Source organism: Pseudomonas sp. 9AZ (assembly GCF_902506525.1).
Lineage (GTDB): Bacteria > Pseudomonadota > Gammaproteobacteria > Pseudomonadales > Pseudomonadaceae > Aquipseudomonas > Aquipseudomonas peli.
Genome location: NZ_LR733840.1, coordinates 4,124,656 through 4,142,935, shown reverse-complemented (window position 1 = coordinate 4,142,935; position 18,280 = coordinate 4,124,656). Strand labels below are relative to the sequence as shown.

At 59.8% G+C, this 18,280-nt stretch carries 17 protein-coding genes; 2 read left to right on the top strand and 15 right to left on the bottom strand.

The window, feature by feature from the left end:
• Positions 1-4: 4 nt before the first annotated feature.
• Together folB and folK are read left to right on the top strand one after the other, a co-directional pair.
• Positions 5-361, top strand: a complete 357-nt coding sequence (gene folB, locus ALTER154_RS19265) for a dihydroneopterin aldolase (RefSeq protein WP_090256062.1) — start codon at positions 5-7, stop codon at positions 359-361.
• Positions 352-891 carry a 2-amino-4-hydroxy-6-hydroxymethyldihydropteridine diphosphokinase gene (gene folK / locus ALTER154_RS19260; protein ID WP_160089456.1) on the top strand — a complete coding sequence of 180 codons (540 nt, stop codon included), beginning with the start codon at positions 352-354 and terminating at the stop codon, positions 889-891. Before folB ends, folK begins: the two co-directional genes overlap by 10 nt.
• On the opposite strand, the gene ALTER154_RS19255 is transcribed toward folK, so the two are convergent.
• The 15 genes from ALTER154_RS19255 to lptD all read right to left on the bottom strand — a co-directional run bounded on the left by ALTER154_RS19255 (position 892) and on the right by lptD (position 18,162).
• A complete protein-coding gene (locus tag ALTER154_RS19255; RefSeq protein ID WP_372239967.1) occupies positions 892-1,368 on the bottom strand; it encodes an OmpA family protein in 477 nt (158 codons plus the stop codon).
• Between the two features lie 26 nt (positions 1,369-1,394).
• Positions 1,395-2,654, bottom strand: coding sequence for a diguanylate cyclase domain-containing protein (locus ALTER154_RS19250; protein WP_160089452.1), 1,260 nt, complete (start codon positions 2,652-2,654; stop codon positions 1,395-1,397).
• Positions 2,651-3,217, bottom strand: a complete 567-nt coding sequence (locus tag ALTER154_RS19245) for a YfiR family protein (protein ID WP_256665664.1) — start codon at positions 3,215-3,217, stop codon at positions 2,651-2,653. The genes ALTER154_RS19250 and ALTER154_RS19245 overlap by 4 nt, the downstream gene beginning before the upstream one ends.
• Before the next feature lie 178 nt (positions 3,218-3,395).
• The gene (locus ALTER154_RS19240; protein ID WP_160090225.1) at positions 3,396-4,628 is read right to left on the bottom strand and encodes a multifunctional CCA addition/repair protein; all 1,233 of its coding nucleotides are present in this window, start codon (positions 4,626-4,628) and stop codon (positions 3,396-3,398) included.
• A 103-nt stretch (positions 4,629-4,731) separates the two neighbouring features.
• Positions 4,732-5,244: a DUF4136 domain-containing protein gene (locus ALTER154_RS19235; protein ID WP_160089450.1), complete on the bottom strand. Its 513-nt coding sequence runs from the start codon at positions 5,242-5,244 to the stop codon at positions 4,732-4,734.
• Between the two features lie 62 nt (positions 5,245-5,306).
• Positions 5,307-6,875: a SpoVR family protein gene (locus ALTER154_RS19230; protein WP_160089448.1), complete on the bottom strand. Its 1,569-nt coding sequence runs from the start codon at positions 6,873-6,875 to the stop codon at positions 5,307-5,309.
• On the bottom strand, positions 6,872-8,143 hold the full coding sequence (locus ALTER154_RS19225) for a YeaH/YhbH family protein (RefSeq protein ID WP_160089446.1): 1,272 nt from the start codon (positions 8,141-8,143) through the stop codon (positions 6,872-6,874). The genes ALTER154_RS19230 and ALTER154_RS19225 overlap by 4 nt, the downstream gene beginning before the upstream one ends.
• Before the next feature lie 96 nt (positions 8,144-8,239).
• On the bottom strand, positions 8,240-10,162 hold the full coding sequence (locus ALTER154_RS19220) for a PrkA family serine protein kinase (RefSeq protein WP_160089444.1): 1,923 nt from the start codon (positions 10,160-10,162) through the stop codon (positions 8,240-8,242).
• Between the two features lie 274 nt (positions 10,163-10,436).
• A complete protein-coding gene (gene glpE / locus ALTER154_RS19215) occupies positions 10,437-10,766 on the bottom strand; it encodes a thiosulfate sulfurtransferase GlpE (RefSeq protein ID WP_090256069.1) in 330 nt (109 codons plus the stop codon).
• The gene (locus ALTER154_RS19210; protein ID WP_160089442.1) at positions 10,763-11,584 is read right to left on the bottom strand and encodes a symmetrical bis(5'-nucleosyl)-tetraphosphatase; all 822 of its coding nucleotides are present in this window, start codon (positions 11,582-11,584) and stop codon (positions 10,763-10,765) included. The genes glpE and ALTER154_RS19210 overlap by 4 nt, the downstream gene beginning before the upstream one ends.
• Positions 11,584-11,964: a Co2+/Mg2+ efflux protein ApaG gene (gene apaG / locus ALTER154_RS19205; RefSeq protein WP_090256071.1), complete on the bottom strand. Its 381-nt coding sequence runs from the start codon at positions 11,962-11,964 to the stop codon at positions 11,584-11,586. Before apaG ends, ALTER154_RS19210 begins: the two co-directional genes overlap by 1 nt.
• 41 nt (positions 11,965-12,005) lie before the next feature.
• Entirely contained in the window at positions 12,006-12,809 is an 804-nt protein-coding gene (gene rsmA, locus ALTER154_RS19200) for a 16S rRNA (adenine(1518)-N(6)/adenine(1519)-N(6))-dimethyltransferase RsmA (protein WP_160089440.1), read from the bottom strand.
• 108 nt (positions 12,810-12,917) lie between these two features.
• Positions 12,918-13,919: a 4-hydroxythreonine-4-phosphate dehydrogenase PdxA gene (pdxA, locus tag ALTER154_RS19195; RefSeq protein ID WP_160089438.1), complete on the bottom strand. Its 1,002-nt coding sequence runs from the start codon at positions 13,917-13,919 to the stop codon at positions 12,918-12,920.
• A 174-nt stretch (positions 13,920-14,093) separates the two neighbouring features.
• Positions 14,094-15,386, bottom strand: a complete 1,293-nt coding sequence (locus tag ALTER154_RS19190; RefSeq protein ID WP_178126349.1) for a peptidylprolyl isomerase — start codon at positions 15,384-15,386, stop codon at positions 14,094-14,096.
• On the bottom strand, positions 15,367-18,162 hold the full coding sequence (gene lptD, locus ALTER154_RS19185; protein ID WP_160089434.1) for an LPS-assembly protein LptD: 2,796 nt from the start codon (positions 18,160-18,162) through the stop codon (positions 15,367-15,369). The genes ALTER154_RS19190 and lptD overlap by 20 nt, the downstream gene beginning before the upstream one ends.
• Positions 18,163-18,280: the final 118 nt, after the last annotated feature.

The following is an 18,280-nucleotide window of genomic DNA, read 5'->3' as shown; positions in this document are numbered from 1 at the left end:
GTGCTTGGACACAGTTTTTATCGAGGGCCTGGAAGTCGATACGGTGATTGGTGCCTACGACTGGGAGCGTACCATTCGCCAGTGTTTGCGCCTGGACCTGTACCTGGGCTGGGATAATCGTCCCGCTGCTGCCGGTGACGAGCTGGACAAGGCGTTGGATTACGCCAAAGTTTCGCAGCGAATTCAGGCATTTGCCAGCGAGTCGCAGTTTATCCTGGTGGAAACCTTTGCCGAGCGGTTGGTCGAGTTGCTGATGGCTGAGTTTCAAATCCCTTGGGTGCGGCTCAAGCTGACCAAGCCCGGTGCCGTGCCGGCGGCCAGTGGTGGGGTAGGCGTGGAGATCGAGCGCGGATGTCGCTAACTCCCGTACTACTCGGTCTGGGCAGCAATATCGGCCGCGAAGCACACCTGTGTGCCGGCCTTGATGCGCTTGATGGTCTGCTCAGTGAGATGCGCTGCTCGCCGGTATTCGAAAGCCAGGCGGTGGGCATCAAGAGCGGGCCGTTTTTCAATCTGGTGGTGGCCGGCTATAGCGACCTGCCGTTAGGTGAGCTGGACCGTCGGCTGAAATTTATCGAAGCCGATAACGGTCGCTATGCGCCTGAGCGCAAGGGACTGCCGCTGGATATCGATGTTCTGCTGTATGGCGACCGGGTCGGCAACTTCGACGGTTTGATCCTGCCGCGTGCAGAAATCCTCAAGAACGCTTTCGTCCTTTGGCCCCTGGCCCTGTTGGTGCCGGATGTTCTGCATCCGGCGCAGCAGCGCAGCTTTGCCGAGCTCTGGCATGCGGCGCAGATTGACCAGCAGCTGTGGCCGGTGGCATTCAGCTGGCGTGAGCTGCAGCTGACGCCGGCTGCGATGTGCGCCGAGTATCCGGCCAAACCCTGATCAAGGAGTGCTGACGATAATCGCCACGCGGCGGTTCTCACTGCGTCCTTCGGCGGTATTGTTGTCGGCAATCGGCTTACTCTGCCCCATGCCATGCGTGGCAATTAGCTGCGCATCCATTCCTGCACCCTGCATGACGGTCGCCACCGTCTGTGCGCGGCGCAGGGACAGCTGTTGGTTGTAAGCCGCCTGGCCAACATTGTCAGTGTGGCCTTCCAAACGCACCTGCTGAATGCCGACGCCGAGCAAGGCCTGGGTGATTTGTGTCAGTTGCGCGGTGCTGGCGCTGGAGACAACTTCCGAGTCGGTGTCGAACAGTACTTTGCCGGAGAGGCCGAGTTCCCAGCCGTCTTCGGTCCACTGGAAACCATGGCTTTTGAGCAAGGCCACCTGCTCGGCAGTGAGGCCTTTGGGTGTGCTCTGGCAGCCGCTGATGAGCAGTGCTGCGCCGAGCACGCCGATAAAGATCAATCGCATTAAGCTGCGCAAGGTGAAGCTCCTTTTCAGTTGGTAAGTGAGTCCTGGCTTTTGGCCATTATTCGCCCGCGCTGGCTGCGCTTTGCGTGGTACATGGCGACGTCAGCCTCATGCACCAGGGCTTCGGGGTTGTCGGCGTGCTCCGGGTAGAGGGCGATGCCGATGCTCAGGGAGGTTGTGATGCTGCCGCCTTCGGGCAGGGCGATGGGCTTATGCATGCTGTCGATGATCTTGTCGGCGATCAGCACCGCATCATCTTCATGGTGAATAGGTTTGAGCAGCACGGCAAATTCGTCGCCGCCCAGGCGCGCAACGGTGTCGCCCTCACGCAATTGGGCGCGCAGGCGCTGGGCAATGGCGATCAGCACAGCATCGCCTGCGGCGTGGCCGAGCTGATCGTTGATTTCCTTGAAACGGTTGCTGTCGAGAAACAGCACAGCCATCTGCGTCTGGCTGTCGCGGGCTTCGCGCATGCTGCCGAGCAGACGCGATTCGAAGAAGGCACGGTTGGGCAGGCCAGTCAGGGCGTCGTGACTGGCCTGGTGCGCCAGCGAGGCGTTTTCGCGTTCCAGTTGATGCTGCCAGGACTCCAGTTGATCGAGTAGGGCGTTGAAGTCTTCGGCCAGCTCGTTGAGGTCGGCGATATGGGTGGCCGGTACGCGCTGGTTGAAGGTGCGCTCCACGGAAATGTTATGCGCCACCTGCGACAGGTTGCGCAGTGGTTGGGTAATCGCCCGCTGTATGCGCTTGGAGCCATAGGTGGCGCCCAGTGCACTGAGCGCCAGGCTAGCCAGCAGGCCTAGCAGGCCGCCGATCAGGAAGCGCAGCAGGGTGGTGCCTTGACCGCTTATGTGTAGTGCGCCGATCTGTTTGCCCTGGTAGGTGATGGGCTGAATCACCATATCGGGCAGTAATAGACGGGCGATCGCTTGTTCGGCGCTGTTGAGTACGGTGTTATTGGGGGTGTCCAGGCTGGCGAGCAGCTCGCCATCTTTATCGAAGACAGCCACCTGGGCGATTTCTTCGGTCTTGCAGATCTGTTCCAGGGCGTCGCGCACCGCCGCTCGATCGTTGAATACCACAGCGGCTTCCAGGGTGTAGGCCAGGGAGCGGGCGATCAGTTGCAGGTTATGGCCGGCGTAGGTGCTGAGCGCGAGCAGGCTGACCAGGGTCAGCGACAGACTGGTCAGGCCCATGGCCAGCAGGGCGACACGCAGGTGGGCGTTATGCAGCAGGCGGCGCAGGCTTGGGCGCTGCTGGCTGACTTCGGGCTTTCTACGGTTCATGGTTGCGGTCCTGCGCGCTTGCCCAGCTGAAGCACATTCGGGTGAACGCGGATGCCGCTACGCGCGACGGCATCGAGGTTGACCTTGAACCCCACATGTTCATCGCTGATGCTCAGGCAGAACAGGCTGCCTTCGCTGCAGGCCTGGCTGGTTTCGCTGATGGTCAGGATCGGCTTGCCAACCAGGCGGCTAAACAGGGCTATTCGTTGGCTGTCCTCGATCACCCCGAGGTAGACGGCTTCGCAGTCGGTTTCCAGCAATGGGCTGTCAACCAGCAAACGTTTGGCCTGTACTGGCTGCCGGGACTCCAGCTCGTGGTCTTGCCACAGCAAGTCGGCGTATTCGGTTGGTGCAATCACACATAGACGCAATACTTCTGGCTGCTGCGGCCAGCGCGCATAACTGAGGATGCCGTGAACCACATGGGCAGCCTGAGTCGCGCGCAGCGTGGCGCTGTCCGCGTCGCTCGATTCGGCGTGGGCCAGTATCGGCAAGAGTGCCAGTAGGGTGCAGCAGAGAACTTTTCGGTTGGCGCGCATAAACACTGGACGATTCAGGAACAAGGTATAGGTCTCCGGCGTGGCCTGTTCGGCGCTGACGCGACGCGCGTTGACGCGTGGCGAGGCAGGCTCTTTTAAGTAAAGCTCACATGCTTATATTTTGGCGTCAAAATTTATGCGTGATATGGCTGGAGGCCTAGTGCTGCAAGGCCTTCAGCCTATCAGTGTGCTGCGCGTAACGCTACGGTTGAGGGTGGTTCTGGCGAAATTGTTCAAGCGCCTGCAGGCGTTCTTTTTGTAGTGCGCTGCCCAGTTCTGCCCCTTGCAGGCCGCGCTCGAGCAGTGGTTGCACAGCCACGGCGTGTGCGGCATGCATGGCGGCCCGCAGGTAGTCAGCCTGCGGGTAGGCGCGTTGTTCAAGGCCGAGGCGGCCGCGGGCATCCATTTCACAGGCCGCGATAAATTCTTCGAAGCGTTGCGGGCGGCGGAATACGTCGAAGCCTTGCAGCAGTTTGAGCAGGGTCGAAGCCTTCAGCTCCAGAGCGCGGTGGCCGTGGGTGTGGAATTCGCCGACCTGCAAAGCCAGTTCCTGACAATCCTTGGGCGCCTTGCAGCGCTGGTTGATCGCGCGGATCAGCTTCAGTCCGGTGTGTTCATGGGCGATATGCCGGGGCCATTCGGCCTCCGGCGTCAGACCTTTGCCGACATCGTGCAGCAAGCAGGCCCAGCGCACGGTTAGCGGTTGTTGGTGCTCGGCACACTGGCGCAGCACGCTGAGTACATGCTCGCCGGTGTCGATCTCCGGATGATGGGCGGCGGGTTGTGGCACACCGAACAGCGCGTCGACCTCGGGCAGCAGTTCGCGCAGGGCGCCGCAGTCGCGCAGCACCTGGATAAATACATCCGGGCGCGGCTCCATCAGGGCGCGGGAGATTTCTTTCCAGCTGCGTTCCGGCGTCAGTGCGTTTAGCTCGCCGGACTCGCTCAGTTCGCGCATTAGCACCAGGGTTTCAGGCGCTACGCTGAAACCCAGTGGTGCGTAACGGGCGGCAAAGCGGGCGACGCGCAGCACGCGCAGCGGGTCTTCGGCGAAGGCCGGGGATACATGGCGCAGCAGTCGGGCGTCGAGATCGCGCTGACCGCCGTAGGGGTCAATCAACGTGCCGTGATCGTCCTCGGCCATGGCGTTGACGGTCAGGTCGCGGCGGATCAGGTCTTCTTCAAGGGTCACTTCTGGGCTGGCGAAGAAGGTGAAACCGCCGTAGCCGCGCCCACTTTTGCGCTCGGTGCGGGCCAGGGCGTATTCCTCGCCGGTCTGCGGGTGCAGAAATACCGGAAAGTCCGCGCCCACCGGGCGGTAGCCCAACTCAAGCATCTGTTCGGCGCTGGCGCCGACGACGACCCAGTCAATCTCGCTGACTTCACGACCCAACAGGCGATCACGTACCGCGCCGCCGACTTTGTAAATCTGCATCATGGTTCCTCCGCTAAGTGCGGAGGATAGCGGCTGGCCACTGACGAGGGGTAGCCTGGATGCAGTTCTGAGTGGTTCAGCGTATTCCCGGATTGCATCCGGACTACGGGCTGGCTAGGGGGATTTGCTGCAAGAGTGCTTGGGTGGCGCGTTCGAGCAGTTCAGCGCTGTCTTTGGCGGGGCTCAGGCCGGTATTGACCAAGCCTTCCCAGAGGATGTGCTGCGTCGGAGTGGTCAGGCGGACGCGCAAGGTGCCGGTTTCATCGCGCAGGCGGTGGATCGCCTGGTAGGGGCCAAGCGGGGTAGGTGGGGCGGCCTCGACCTTGAAGTCCAGTGGGCTGTCCTGCACTGCCAGCCAGTAATACACCTGAATCTCTGCTTGCGGGTTAGCCCGGTAACCACGGGCACTCAAGCCCTCGCGCAATAACTGTTCAAGCTGTGTATAGCGCTCGGAAAAGGGCACATCGCCGTCTACGGCCTGTTCGGCGGCGATCAGGCTGAAGCTGTGTCTGCCGGTCAGTTCGGCGCTGGCGGGTGTCAGTACCTGGGCGCGCGGCAGCTGGCTGCTGCAGGTGGCCAGTGCCAGGCACAGCAGTAATACGATAAACAGGCGCATCAGCAGATTCCCGGTTGGTCTGCTGCGCATGCTGGTGCTTGGCATCGTGGGCGCGCAACCGATCAAATGGGCGGGATCATAAGGTCGAGGCGCGGGTAGTCGCTGTCATGTTCGGTTTCATGCTTGGGCGGTACATGCTGGGTGCCGATCAGTTGTTCTCCTTGGTACATCTCCAAGTGGATATTGAAACCCCACAGGCGGTGTAGGTGTTTCAGCACTTCCTCGGTGGAGTTGCCCAGCGGTTTGCGATCATGCTGCTGGTGGCGCAGGGTCAGCGAGCGGTCGCCGCGGCGGTCGATACTCCAGATCTGCACATTGGGTTCGCGGTTGCCCAGGTTGTATTGCGCGGCCAGGGTTTCCCGAATCTGTTGGTAGCCAGGCTCGTCATGGATCGCGGGTACAACCAGCTCGTCTTTCTGGTCGTCATCGAGAATGCTGAACAGCTTGAGGTCGCGGATCACTTTGGGTGACAGATACTGCAGGATAAAGCTCTCGTCCTTGAAGCTGTTCATGGCGAATTTCAGGGTTGTGAGCCAGTCGCTGCCGGCAATGTCGGGGAACCAGCGGCGATCTTCCTCAGTAGGCGCTTCGCAGATGCGGCGAATATCGCGGTACATGGCAAAGCCCAGCGCATAGGGGTTGATGCCGCTGTAATAGGGGCTGTCGAATGGCGGCTGATAGACCACGCTGGTGTGCGACTGCAGGAACTCCATCATAAAGCCTTCGGTCACCAAGCCTTCGTCGTACAGATCGTTCATCAGGGTGTAGTGCCAGAAGGTGGCCCAGCCTTCGTTCATCACCTGCGTTTGGCGTTGTGGGTAGAAGTACTGGGCAATCTTGCGCACGATGCGAATGATCTCGCGCTGCCAGGGCTCGAGCAGCGGGGCATGTTTTTCCAAGAAGTAGAGGATGTTTTCCTGTGGCTCTGCAGGGAAGCGTTTGTTGTCTTTGCCGTCGCCTTTGCTGGCGCTTTTCGGGATGGTGCGCCAGAGGTCGTTGATCTGCTTCTGCAGGTGTTCTTCACGGTCCTTCATGCGCCGCCGTTCTTCCTCGGCTGAAATCGGGTAGGGGCGTTTGTAGCGGTCGACGCCGTAGTTCATCAGCGCGTGGCAGGAGTCGAGCAGGTCTTCCACTGCGTCGATGCCGTGGCGCTCCTCGCACTGCATGATGTACTGCTTGGCGAACACCAGGTAGTCGATGATCGAGCTAGCATCGGTCCAGGTGCGGAACAGGTAGTTGCCCTTGAAGAAGCTGTTGTGGCCGTAGCAGGCATGGGCGATCACCAGGGCCTGCATGCAGATGGTGTTTTCTTCCATCAGGTAGGCGATGCACGGGTCGGAGTTGATCACGATCTCGTATGCCAGGCCCATCTGTCCGCGCTTGTAGCCCTTTTCGGTGCTGAGGAAGTGCTTGCCGTAGGACCAGTGGTGATAACCCAGCGGCATGCCGACCGAGGCGTAGGCGTCCATCATCTGCTCGGCGGTGATCACCTCGATCTGGTTGGGGTAGGTGTCCAGCGCATAGCGTTCGGCGATGCGGCCGATTTCGCGGTCGTACTGGCGGATCAGCTCGAAGGTCCACTCCGAACCCGTGGAGATCGGCTGGCGACGCTTGTCTTTGTTCGTGCTCATGTGGCTAGCCTCCGCTGAAACAGGTCGCGGAATACCGGGTAAATGTCACCGGCCGCCACCAGCTGCTGCTGGGCAAAGGTGTCTGCGAATGCCTCACTCACGTGCTCATACTCAAACCACAGCGCCTGATGCTCGCGCGGGGTGATCTCGACGTAAGTGAAGTACTGCACGAACGGCATGATCTGGTTGATCAATATGTCCCTGCAGATCGGCGAGTCATCATTCCAGTTGTCACCATCCGACGCCTGGGCGGCGTAGATATTCCATTCGTTGATCGGGTAGCGCTCGACCATGATCTCCTGCATCAGTTTCAGCGCGCTGGAGACGATGGTGCCGCCGGTTTCCCGTGAATAGAAAAACTCCTCCTCGTCGACCTCTTTGGCACTGGTGTGGTGGCGGATAAACACCACCTCGATCTTGTCGTAGTTCCGCTTGAGGAACAGGTACAGCAGGATAAAGAAGCGCTTGGCAATGTCCTTGGTCGACTGGGTCATGGAACCGGACACGTCCATCAGGCAGAACATCACCGCCTTGGAGCTGGGGTTGGGCTGTTTGACCAGTAGGTTGTACTTGAGGTCGAAGGTGTCGAGGAAGGGAATGCGCTTGATCCGCGCACGCAGCTTGCTGACTTCTTCTTCCAGTGCGTGGATATCGCCAAGGTTATCCGGCTGCTCCAGCTTCAGGCGTTCTAGTTCGGCCTGAGCGCTCTTGAGTTTGTTGCGGCTGCTGCCGGACAGGGCAATGCGCCGCGCGTGGGCCGAGCGCAGGGTGCGGACGATATTGATGCGTGAGGGGTTGCCTTCATTGCTGATGCCGGCGCGTACGCTCTTGAAGGTGTCGGTGCCGGTCAGATGACGCTTGATCAGATTGGGCAGTTCCAGGTCCTCGAACATGAAATCGAGGAATTCTTCCTGGGTGATCTGGAAGACGAACTCATCCATGCCTTCGCCCGAGTTGCTTGCTTTGCCGGCGCCCTGACCGCTGCCTCCACCTTGCGGGCGGGCAATCTTCTCGCCGGTGGTGAATTCACGGTTGCCCGGGTGCACGGTGGTCTGGCGGCCGCCGCGACCATGGTGCAGCACCGGCTCGTCGATATCGCGGCCGGGAATGCTGATTTGCTCACCGTGCTCCATATCAGTGATGGAGCGGCGGCTGACCGCCTCTTCCACGGCCTTCTTGATGTGGTCACGGTAACGCCGCAGGAAGCGCTGGCGGTTCACCGTGCTCTTGTTCTTACCGTTCAGGCGTCGGTCGATCACATGGCTCATAACTGCCCTCCGTGCACTGCAGGCATCAGGCGCAAACGCGGGCAGGGCACTGTGCCGCGCGCTGCGCTGCTGCGTGGTCTGTTGCGTCAGGCCGCTCTATTGCGATTTACGAACCCGCAGATACCACTCGGAGAGCAGGCGTACCTGCTTGTCGGTGTAACCGCGCTCGACCATGCGGGTGACGAAGTCGTTGTGCTTCTGTTGATCCTCCTTGCTTGCTTTGGCGTTGAAGCTGATGACCGGCAGCAGGTCCTCGGTGTTGGAGAACATCTTTTTCTCGATCACCACGCGCAGCTTCTCGTAACTGAGCCATGTCGGGTTTTTGCCATTGTTGTTGGCGCGGGCGCGCAGCACAAAGTTGACGATCTCGTTGCGGAAGTCCTTTGGGTTGCTGATGCCGGCTGGTTTTTCGATCTTTTCCAGCTCTTCATTGAGGGCTACACGGTTGAGAATCTCGCCGGTTTCCGGATCGCGGTATTCCTGATCCTGAATCCAGAAATCGGCGTACAGCACGTAGCGGTCGAAGATGTTTTGCCCGTACTCGCTGTAGGACTCCAGATAGGCCGTTTGGATTTCCTTACCGATAAACTCGATGTAGCGCGGCGCCAGGTACTCCTTGATAAAGCGCAGGTAGCGTTCACGCGTTTCTGCCGGGAACTGTTCCTGCTCGATCTGCTGCTCCAGCACATAGAGCAGGTGCACCGGGTTGGCGGCCACCTCATGGGGGTCGAAGTTGAACACCTTGGACAGGATCTTGAAGGCGAAGCGGGTAGACAGGCCGTTCATCCCCTCATCCACGCCCGCCGTATCGCGGTACTCCTGAATCGACTTGGCCTTAGGGTCGGTGTCCTTGAGGTTTTCGCCGTCGTAGACGCGCATCTTCGAATAGACGTTGGAGTTTTCCGGCTCCTTCAGGCGGCTGAGGGTGGAGAACTGCGCGAGCATCTTCAGCGTGTCCGGTGCGCAATGCGCTTTGGCCAACGAGCTGTTGAACAGGAGCTTGTCGTAGATTTTGATCTCGTCACTCACGCGCAGGCAGTACGGCACCTTGACGATGTAGATACGGTCTATGAAGGCTTCGTTGTTCTTGTTGTTGCGGAAACTGTGCCACTCGGACTCGTTGGAGTGGGCCAGCAGGATGCCGCTGTAGGGAATCGCGCCGAGGCCTTCGGTGCTGTTGTAGTTGCCTTCCTGAGTGGCGGTGAGCAGTGGGTGCAGCACCTTGATCGGTGCCTTGAACATCTCGACGAATTCCATCAGGCCCTGGTTGGCCCGGCACAGTGCGCCTGAATAGCTGTAGGCGTCGGCGTCGTTCTGTGGGTATTCCTCAAGCTTGCGGATGTCCACCTTGCCGACTAGGGCGGAAATGTCCTGATTGTTCTCATCGCCTGGTTCGGTTTTGGCGACGGCGATCTGGTTAAGGATCGAGGGGTAGAGTTTGACCACGCGGAACTGGCTGATGTCGCCGCCGAATTCCTGCAGGCGCTTGGTGGCCCAGGGCGACATGATGCTATTCAGGTAGCGCCGGGGAATGCCGTAGTCCTCTTCGAGGATGGCGCCGTCTTCGGCGTCGCTGAACAGGCCGAGCGGTGACTCGAACACCGGGGAGCCCTTGATCGCATAGAACGGCACTTTCTCGATGAGGTGCTTTAGCTTCTCCGCCAGCGAAGATTTACCGCCGCCCACTGGGCCAAGTAAGTAGAGGATCTGTTTCTTCTCTTCGAGGCCTTGGGCTGCGTGGCGGAAGTAGGACACGATCTGGTCGATGCACTCTTCCATGCCATGGAAGTCGGCAAAGGCAGGATATCGGCGGATCACCTTGTTGGAGAAAATGCGCGACAACCGTGGGTCGGTTGAGGTGTCGAGCAGTTCAGGCTCGCCAATGGCTAGCAACAGGCGTTCGGCTGCCGAGGCATAAGCACTGCGATCCTGTTTACATAGCTCGAGGTACTCCTGGAGGGTGAACTCCTCCTGGCGAGTCGCTTCGAAACGTTGTTGGAAGTGGCTGAAAATGCTCATGACTTCACCTCGCTCGATGCGCAGAGCCGGTGCGGGGTCGGTCAGGTGCTTGGCAGCTCCGGTGCGGATGCAGCCGGGTAAAACCCCCAGAACACCAAATAGTCATACCGATGGCCCGATGCCGTTTGGCCGGCTCTACCTTGTTTTGGATGGCCTGAGCTAAAGGATAGTTCGGAATCAGCGGGGTCAAGTGGCGGGGAACGATAACAGGATATTACCGTTGGTCAGTGGAGGCCGGCAGGCCGCTGCTGGTGCGGCCTGTGCGGTGAAAAAATTATTCTTCGGCGGCTTGTGCGGTGTCGCTGGGGAAAGTTGCACGCCACAGCTCGAAACCACCATCGAGGCTGTAGACATCACTAAAGCCTTGGCCGACCAGATAGGCCGCGGCGCTTTGGCTGGAGTTGCCGTGGTAGCAGGTGACGATCAGCGGCGCATCGAGATCAGCCTGAGTGATAAAGGCATGCAGTGAGTGGTTGTCGAGGTGTTGCGAGCCGCTGATGTGGCCGGCGGCGAAGCTCTGCGGGTCACGGATGTCGACCACTACGGCGCCTTGCTGGCGCAGGGCCTGAGCCTGCTCTGGGGGGATGCGTTTGAATTCGCTCATGCTTGCTCCTTACAGTCGCAGCTGTATTTTTCGCCGCTATCGATATTCATCAGGGTCATGCTCGCGCCCCATACGCAGCCGGTATCCAGCGCGATCACGTCGGGTTCGGTGGATTGCCCTTCGAGCGCTGCCCAGTGGCCGAAGATGATCCGTTGGCCACGGGTCTTGCGCTGTTTGTAGCTGAACCAGGGGGCGTAGCCCGGTGGTGCTGAGCCGACGCCTTCCTTGCTTTTCAGGTCGAGGGTGCCGTCGGCTTTACAGAAGCGCATGCGGGTGAAGTAGTTGGTGATGACCCGCAGGCGCGTAACGCCATGCAGGTCGCCGTCCCACTTGGCCGGTTCGTTGCCGTACATGCCGTCGAGAAACAGCGGCAGGCGCGCGTCATCACGCAGGGCTTCTTCCACTTCGGCAGCGCGGCGCAGAGCTTTGTCCATGTTCCACTGCGGCGGGATGCCAGCATGAACCAGGGCGGTATCGCGGGCTTCATCGTAATGCAGGAGTTTCTGCTGGCGGAGCCAGTCGAGCAGGTCAGTCGCATCCGGCGCGCCGATGATTTCGCGCAGGGTATCGCCTCTCTTCAGTCGCTCGATATTGTGCGCTACGGCCAGCAAGTGCAGGTCGTGGTTACCCAATACGCAGGTCAATGCATCGCGGATGCTGTAGAGGAAACGCAGCGTTGCCAGGGATTCAGGGCCGCGGTTAACCAGATCACCGACCAGCCATAGCTTGTCGCGTTCTGGATCAAAACACACGCGTTCAAGCAGGCATTGCAACGGTTTTAGGCAGCCTTGCAGGTCGCCGACAGCGTAGGTGGCCATCAGTGCAGCGAGCCCGGCACCGCAAGACGGAAGGGCGCGATCAGTGCGTCAAAGCGTTTACCGTCTTCGGCGAGCATCTGATAGCTGCCCTGCATGATTCCGACGCGGGTGGCCATCACCGTGCCGCTGCTGTAGGTGTGGCTGGCGCCTGCCTCGATCAGCGGCTGTTGACCGATGACGCCGGCGCCGCGCACTTCCTGCACACGGCCGTCACCGTCGGTGATCACCCAGTGGCGCGAGAGCAGTTTGGCCGGCAGTTCACCCTTGTTGCTCACCGTGACGGTGTAGGCGAACGCAAAACGGTTCTGCTCCGGCTGGGATTGCTCCGGCAGGTAGCGGGTTACGACGCTGACGTCGATGTTGTAACGCGAATCGCTCATGCGTAATTAACTCGGTGGGCAGAAACCCAGTCTAGCCGCTGTCAGTCGGCGATGGGGTGTTCGGCCAGTTTGTCCGCCAGGCGTACAAACGCAGCCAGGTCCAGTTGTTCAGGGCGCAGGCTGCCATCGACGCCCGCCGCTTCGATGGCATCGGCCGGCAGTAAGTTCTTCAAGGTGTTGCGCAGGGTCTTACGCCGTTGGTTAAAGGCTTCGCGCACCACACGCTCAAGCAGGTGGTGGTCCTTGGCCGGGTGCGGCAGCACCTCGTGTGGCACCAGGCGGACGATCGCCGAATCAACCTTTGGCGGCGGATTGAACGCGCCAGGACCGACATTAAACAGGTGCTCCACACGGCAGTGGTACTGCACCATGATCGACAACCGGCCCCAGTCGCCGCCGCCGGGCACTGCGGCCATGCGCTCAACCACTTCCTTCTGCAGCATAAAGTGCATGTCGCGAATCAATGCGGCATTGCTCAGCAGGTGGAAGATCAGTGGCGTGGAGATGTTGTAGGGCAGGTTGCCGACCACACGCAGGCTGCGTGGTGCAGCCTGCAGCTGGTTGAAATCGAATTTGAGGGCGTCGCCCTGGTTCAGGCGAAAGCGTGGGTTGCTGCCGAACTGGTGTTGCAGGATCGGCACCAAGTCACGGTCGAGTTCAATCACGTCGAGCTGCGCGCCGCTGCTCAGCAACCCTTCGGTCAATGCGCCCTGGCCTGGGCCGATTTCCAGCATGTGTTCACCTTCGCGGGCGAAGATGGCGCGCAGAATGCGGTGAATCACCCCGGCGTCATGCAGGAAGTTCTGGCCGAAACGCTTGCGCGCGCGGTGTTGGTATTCGGACATGCAGCAGCTCCAGGCTTCAAAGCATCGGCTTGAAGCGAATTTAACGCGGGTAGAAAGCCCGGCAGTTTAACAGCATTGGCGGCGTACGCCCCGTGCTGGGCGTTGCAGTCAGGCGCTTTTCACCTGGCTGGCGGCCATTTCATAGGCCGTTTGCAGGGCGACCTGCAGGCTGCCGCTGTCAATTTTGCCGCTGCCGGCGAGGTCCAGCGCCGTGCCGTGATCGACCGAGGTGCGGATAATCGGTAGCCCCAAGGTGATGTTCACCGCAGCGCCAAAGCCTTTGTATTTGAGCACCGGCAAGCCCTGGTCGTGGTACATCGCCAGCACCGCATCGCAGTGCTCAAGGTGTTTGGGAGTGAACAGCGTGTCGGCGGGTAGTGGGCCGATCAGGTTGATACCTTCGCTGCGTAGCTGCTGCAGGGTGGGCTCTATCACCTCGATTTCTTCCATGCCCAAATGGCCGCCTTCACCGGCGTGCGGGTTGAGACCGCAAACCAGAATGCGCGGGACTGTGATGCCGAATTTCGTGCGCAGGTCATGGTCGAGAATACGTGTGACGCGTCTGAGACGCTCTGGGGTGATGGCTGCGGCTACATCCTTGAGTGGCAAGTGTGTGGTCACCAACGCCACACGCAGGCCGTGGGTAGCGAGCATCATCACCACCTGCTCGGTGTGGGTCAGTTCGGCGAGAAACTCGGTGTGCCCGGAGAAGGCAATCCCGCCTTCGTTGATCACGCCCTTGTGCACGGGGGCGGTAATCATGCCTGCGAAGTGGCCGTCGAGGCAGCCCTGGCCGGCGCGGGTCAGTGTTTCCAGTACGTAGGGCGCGTTACGTCCGTTCAGCTGGCCAGCAACCACGGCCGCGGCGAGTGGTGTATCCCAGACGTACAGACTACCTGCCGCCGCAGCCTGGCTTGGCCAGGCACCGGGGCTGACGTTGATCAGCTCAATGCTTAACCCAAGCAGCTTGGCGCGCTCAGCTAACAAGTCGCGACTGGCGATGGCAATCAGCGCGTGCGGCTGTGCGTGACGCGCCAGCAGCAGGCAGAGGTCGGGGCCTATGCCGGCTGGTTCGCCAGGTGTTAGCGCAAAAAGACGGGCGGTGTTCATGGAGGGGCTCTCACGTCTGTGCCATAAGGGTTAGCCCATCAGGTGGCGAGGGCGGTGAGGCATTATGCGTCGCCCTGGCGAGTAGCTGCCAGGTTTGAGCGGCCACAAAAAAGCCTGGCTCTGCAGATGCATCAGCCAGGCTTTTCGGTTGTCTGCGCGAGCGCGATGCGCCTGTCAGAGTTTGGTTTCGACGTAGGCCTCGTCGCGGATCTGGCGTAGCCACGCTTGCAGCTCTTCATCGTACTTGCGGTTACGCAGTACGGTCATGGCCTGCTGCTCGCGGTACTGTGCGCTGCTGTCCGTGGCGCGGCGGCCCATGACTTCGAGAACATGCCAGCCGTAAGGACTCTTGAAGGGTTTGGACAGCTCGCCAGCTGGCGTGTTGTTCATCACTTCGCGGAATTCAGGCACCAGTACATTTGGGTCGATCCAGCTCAGGGTGCCGCCGTTCAGCGCCGAGCCTGGGTCTTCGGAGAAGTTCTTCGCCAGTTCGGCGAAATCTTCACCGGCCAGGATCCGCTGGTACAGGCGTTCAACCAGGCGTTTGGTTTCAGCTTCGCTACGGATTTCGCTAGGTTTGATCAGGATGTGGCGAACGTTCACTTCATCGCGTACCTGGCTGTCACCGCCGCGCTTTTCCAGCAGCTTGATCATGATAAAGCCGCCGGGAGTCCGCATCGGCTCCGTCACCTGGCCCACCGACAGTGCGCTAAGCATGCTGTCGAAAGGCGGTGGCAACTGCCCGGCTTTACGCCAGCCCATTTCGCCACCTTCCAGCGCGGTTTCGCTGGCCGAGCGTGCAATAGCCAGCTGGGCGAAGTCGGCACCCTGTTGCAGCTGCTGGTACAGCTCACGAGCTTGACGCTCGGCTGCCTGAATATCGTCCGGAGATGCGGCTTCGGTGACCGGGATCAGGATGTTAGCCAGGCGGAATTCTTCCGACAGCTGCATCTTGCCCATGTCTGAGGCGAGGAAGTTTTGCACTTCCTGATCGGTTACCTGGATGCGCTCAGCCACGCGGCGTTGGCGCACCCGGCTGATGATCATCTCGCGGCGAACTTGGTCACGGGCATCGGTGTACGAGAGGCCATCTGCCGCCAAGGCGGCGCGGAACTGCTCGATGCTCATGCCGTTACGCTGGGCGATGGTGCCAATGGCCTGGTTCAGCTCTTCATCCGTGATGCGAATGCCAGAACGTTCGCCAATCTGTAGCTGGATGTTCTCGATGATCAGGCGCTCAAGCACTTGCTGGCTGAGCACGTGCTCCGGCGGCAGGGCTGCGCCGCGCTGGGTGATGGTTTGCTGCACTTCACGCAAGCGTGAGTCGAGCTGGCTTTGCATCACCACGTCATTGTCGACAATCGCTACAACGCGGTTGAGTGGTTGAACCGCAGCATTTGCTGCGGTACCCAGAAACAGCGCGCCCAACAGCAGGGGGCGCACGCAATCAGAAAGCTTGATCTTCACGTTCACGATAACCTTGAATGCCTTGGTCGAGGAAAGTCTCAACTTTATTGCCGACTACACCACCCAGACCTTTGAGTACGATCTGCAAGAAGATGCCGCGATCAGCCTGGTCGTTCAGTGACGGGTTCAGGCTGACTTCGTCGTAGTCAATCCAGTAACGGTTGATCAGACGCAGTTTCCAGCAGCAGCTGTCGTACTCGAAGCCTGCGAAGGCCTCCAGCGTACGGTCGCGGCCGTAGTCATACTGCCAGCGAGAGATCACGCTCCACTGCGGCACGATTGGCCAGATGACCGAGAAGTCGTGCTGGCTGATCTTGTAGTAGTCCTTGATATATTCAGGTGACCCTGGGGTGCCGTAGTCGCCACCGCCTACTACCCAGTTACCACTGGCTTCGTCATAGCGCACAGTGTCATTGCGGTAACGGTACCCGGCGTTGATCACCTTGTTCGGATTGTCTTCTGGCTGGTAGTGGAACATGGCGCTGCCCGAGCGGGTGCTGCCACTGTCTGGATCCCAGTTGAAGTCCGACGAGAAGCGCCAGTCGCGGTTAAAGCGATAGAGGTATTCAAGCGCATAGGGCGATACAGCTGCCGTTGCGTCGGCGCGGGTGCGGTAATCAATGCCTGGTAGCTGTACTTGGCGATCTTCGAAGTAGAGGGACTGGCCGATGCTAAAGCGCTGGCGCTCAAAGCCATTCGGTTCGATCCAGCGGTTGGTTACACCCAGAGACAGCTTGTTCTCGTCGCCGATACGATCCTTGCCGGAAAAACGGTTTTCACGCCACAGCGAGGAGTAGCTGAATGTACTTTCGCCAGAGTCAAAGACCGGGATATCAGTCTGGTCTTCTTCGGGTACATAAAGGTAGAACAGACGCGGTTCTAGCGTCTGGCGGTAGTTTTTGCCGAACCACTGGGTGTCGCGGTCGAAGTACAGGCCGCTATCCAGGCTAAACATGCCTATGCCGCGGCTTTGGCTGCTCTTGTATTCCTGCTCTGCCAAGAAGCTGCCTACAGGGGCCTTGGCAATATCGGCCTTGCCTTGAGCGTCAAGGCTCAGATCATAGTTGGTCTGCAGGTACTTAACTTGCGGCGTGACAAAACCCCAGCTCCAATTCAGTGGCAGGCTTGCAGCGGGTTCAACATGCAGTCGCTCACCATTGGCGCGCGCCAGGCCTTGAACGAAGGTGTCGTACCACTGTTGCTCAACTACGCCATCTTCATTAATGAAATTGCCCTTACGCAGGCTGCGGTCGAAGCGCACATATTCCGTGCCATAACTGAAGTTAACGCCTGCGGGTTTAAATGGCAGCACGCCATCCAGAGTCAGTTGTGGCAGGCGGTTGTATGGGGTGACGTCAGTAATGTTTGCCAGCTCATAGGCATGAGCATTTAGGCGCGCCGTATAGCTGTCACCGCGATAGGTCAGGGTGCCGCGTTGATTGACATAGCTGGTTGAGCTGACGCCCAGGTCAGTACCTAGATCTTGAAAGTAGTACGGATCGCTGATATCGGTGTAGTCGACCTCTGCCAGCAGGCGTGAGGTCAGGCCGGTTGTGTGTTGCCAGTTGTACATCCAGCGCTGATCTTCGTAATCCGACTGCAGCTTACGATTATCGTTACTGTCGTCGAGATACGCGCCGCCAACCTGACCTTCGCTGTTCTTGGTGAGGTAGCGGAATTCGCCTTCCATCATCAAGCCGCGATCGCTCATATAGGTCGGGTACAGCGTTGCGTCATAGTTTGGCGCAAGGTTGAAGTAGTACGGCGTTTGCAGGGTCAGGCCATTATCGCTTGAGCTGCCGATGCTCGGCGGCAGGAAGCCGGACTGGCGACGGTCATCAATCGGGAAGTAGATATAAGGTGTGTAGAACACCGGAATATTCTTCACCCGCAGAGTGACGTTGGTCGCCGTGCCGAAACCGGTGGCCGGGTTCAGGGTGATGTTGTTGCCCTTCAGATGCCAGGCGTTACTGCCGGGCTCACAGCTGGTATAGGTGCCGTCTTTCAGACGGATAATCGCGCTTTCTTCGCGCTTGGCGTAGAGCGCGTTGCCGCGGATATGGCTCTTGTGCAGGACGTATTCGGCGTTCTCGACTTTGGCTTCACCGTTGTCCAGCTGCAGCTCGGCGCGGTCACCCACCACCAGCATGCCCTGATCACGCAGGCGCACATTGCCGATCAGCTCGCCGCGGTTTTCCGCTTGGCGCAGGTTGGCTTCATCCGCTTCGACCTGCATGCCTGCTTGGCGCAGAACCACGTCACCGGCGAGGGTGGCGACTTGCTCTTCTTGCTCATAACGCGAGGCTTTGGCCGATACGAACATCGGTGCCTCGTCCATCGGCGTTTTGTCGTCCATGCCTGGGCGCGTCGGCTCTACATACGCGCCTGCGCAGTAAGGACCGGCTTCAGCTAACTGAGCAGCGCTGAGGTTTTCGCGCGGCACCCAGTCCAGGTGGCTGTAGTCAGCGCTGCGCGAAGCAAGGCCTTTGCCACGGCTTTCAGTCACCAGGGTCGCTTGCGCGGCTTTCCCTTCAGGTGCTTCGGTGCTGCTTTCACCAGCTTTGCTGCTGGCGACCGAATCACGTTGTACTGGCCGTGCAGGCAGTGCAGCATTGCTGGCTTTCGGGGCACATGCCCAGCCGCCGGTGGCGGAAACCTGGCAATCATACTGCTCAGCAGCGATAGCAAAAGGAACGGCTAAAGGTTGTAGCGCCAGAAGGCTGCCAGTGACCAGTAGAGGGAATTTTTTACGAAACGCGGGGTATTTTACTGCCATCTTATTTTTTCCGGGCTTCCTGCGCGCCATTGGCCCTGAGGCCGCACGCCTCTCGATGGGCTTGAAAAGATGCTGGATAATAAAGCATGACCCGCGCAACGGCTAGCGCCGTCGGAGA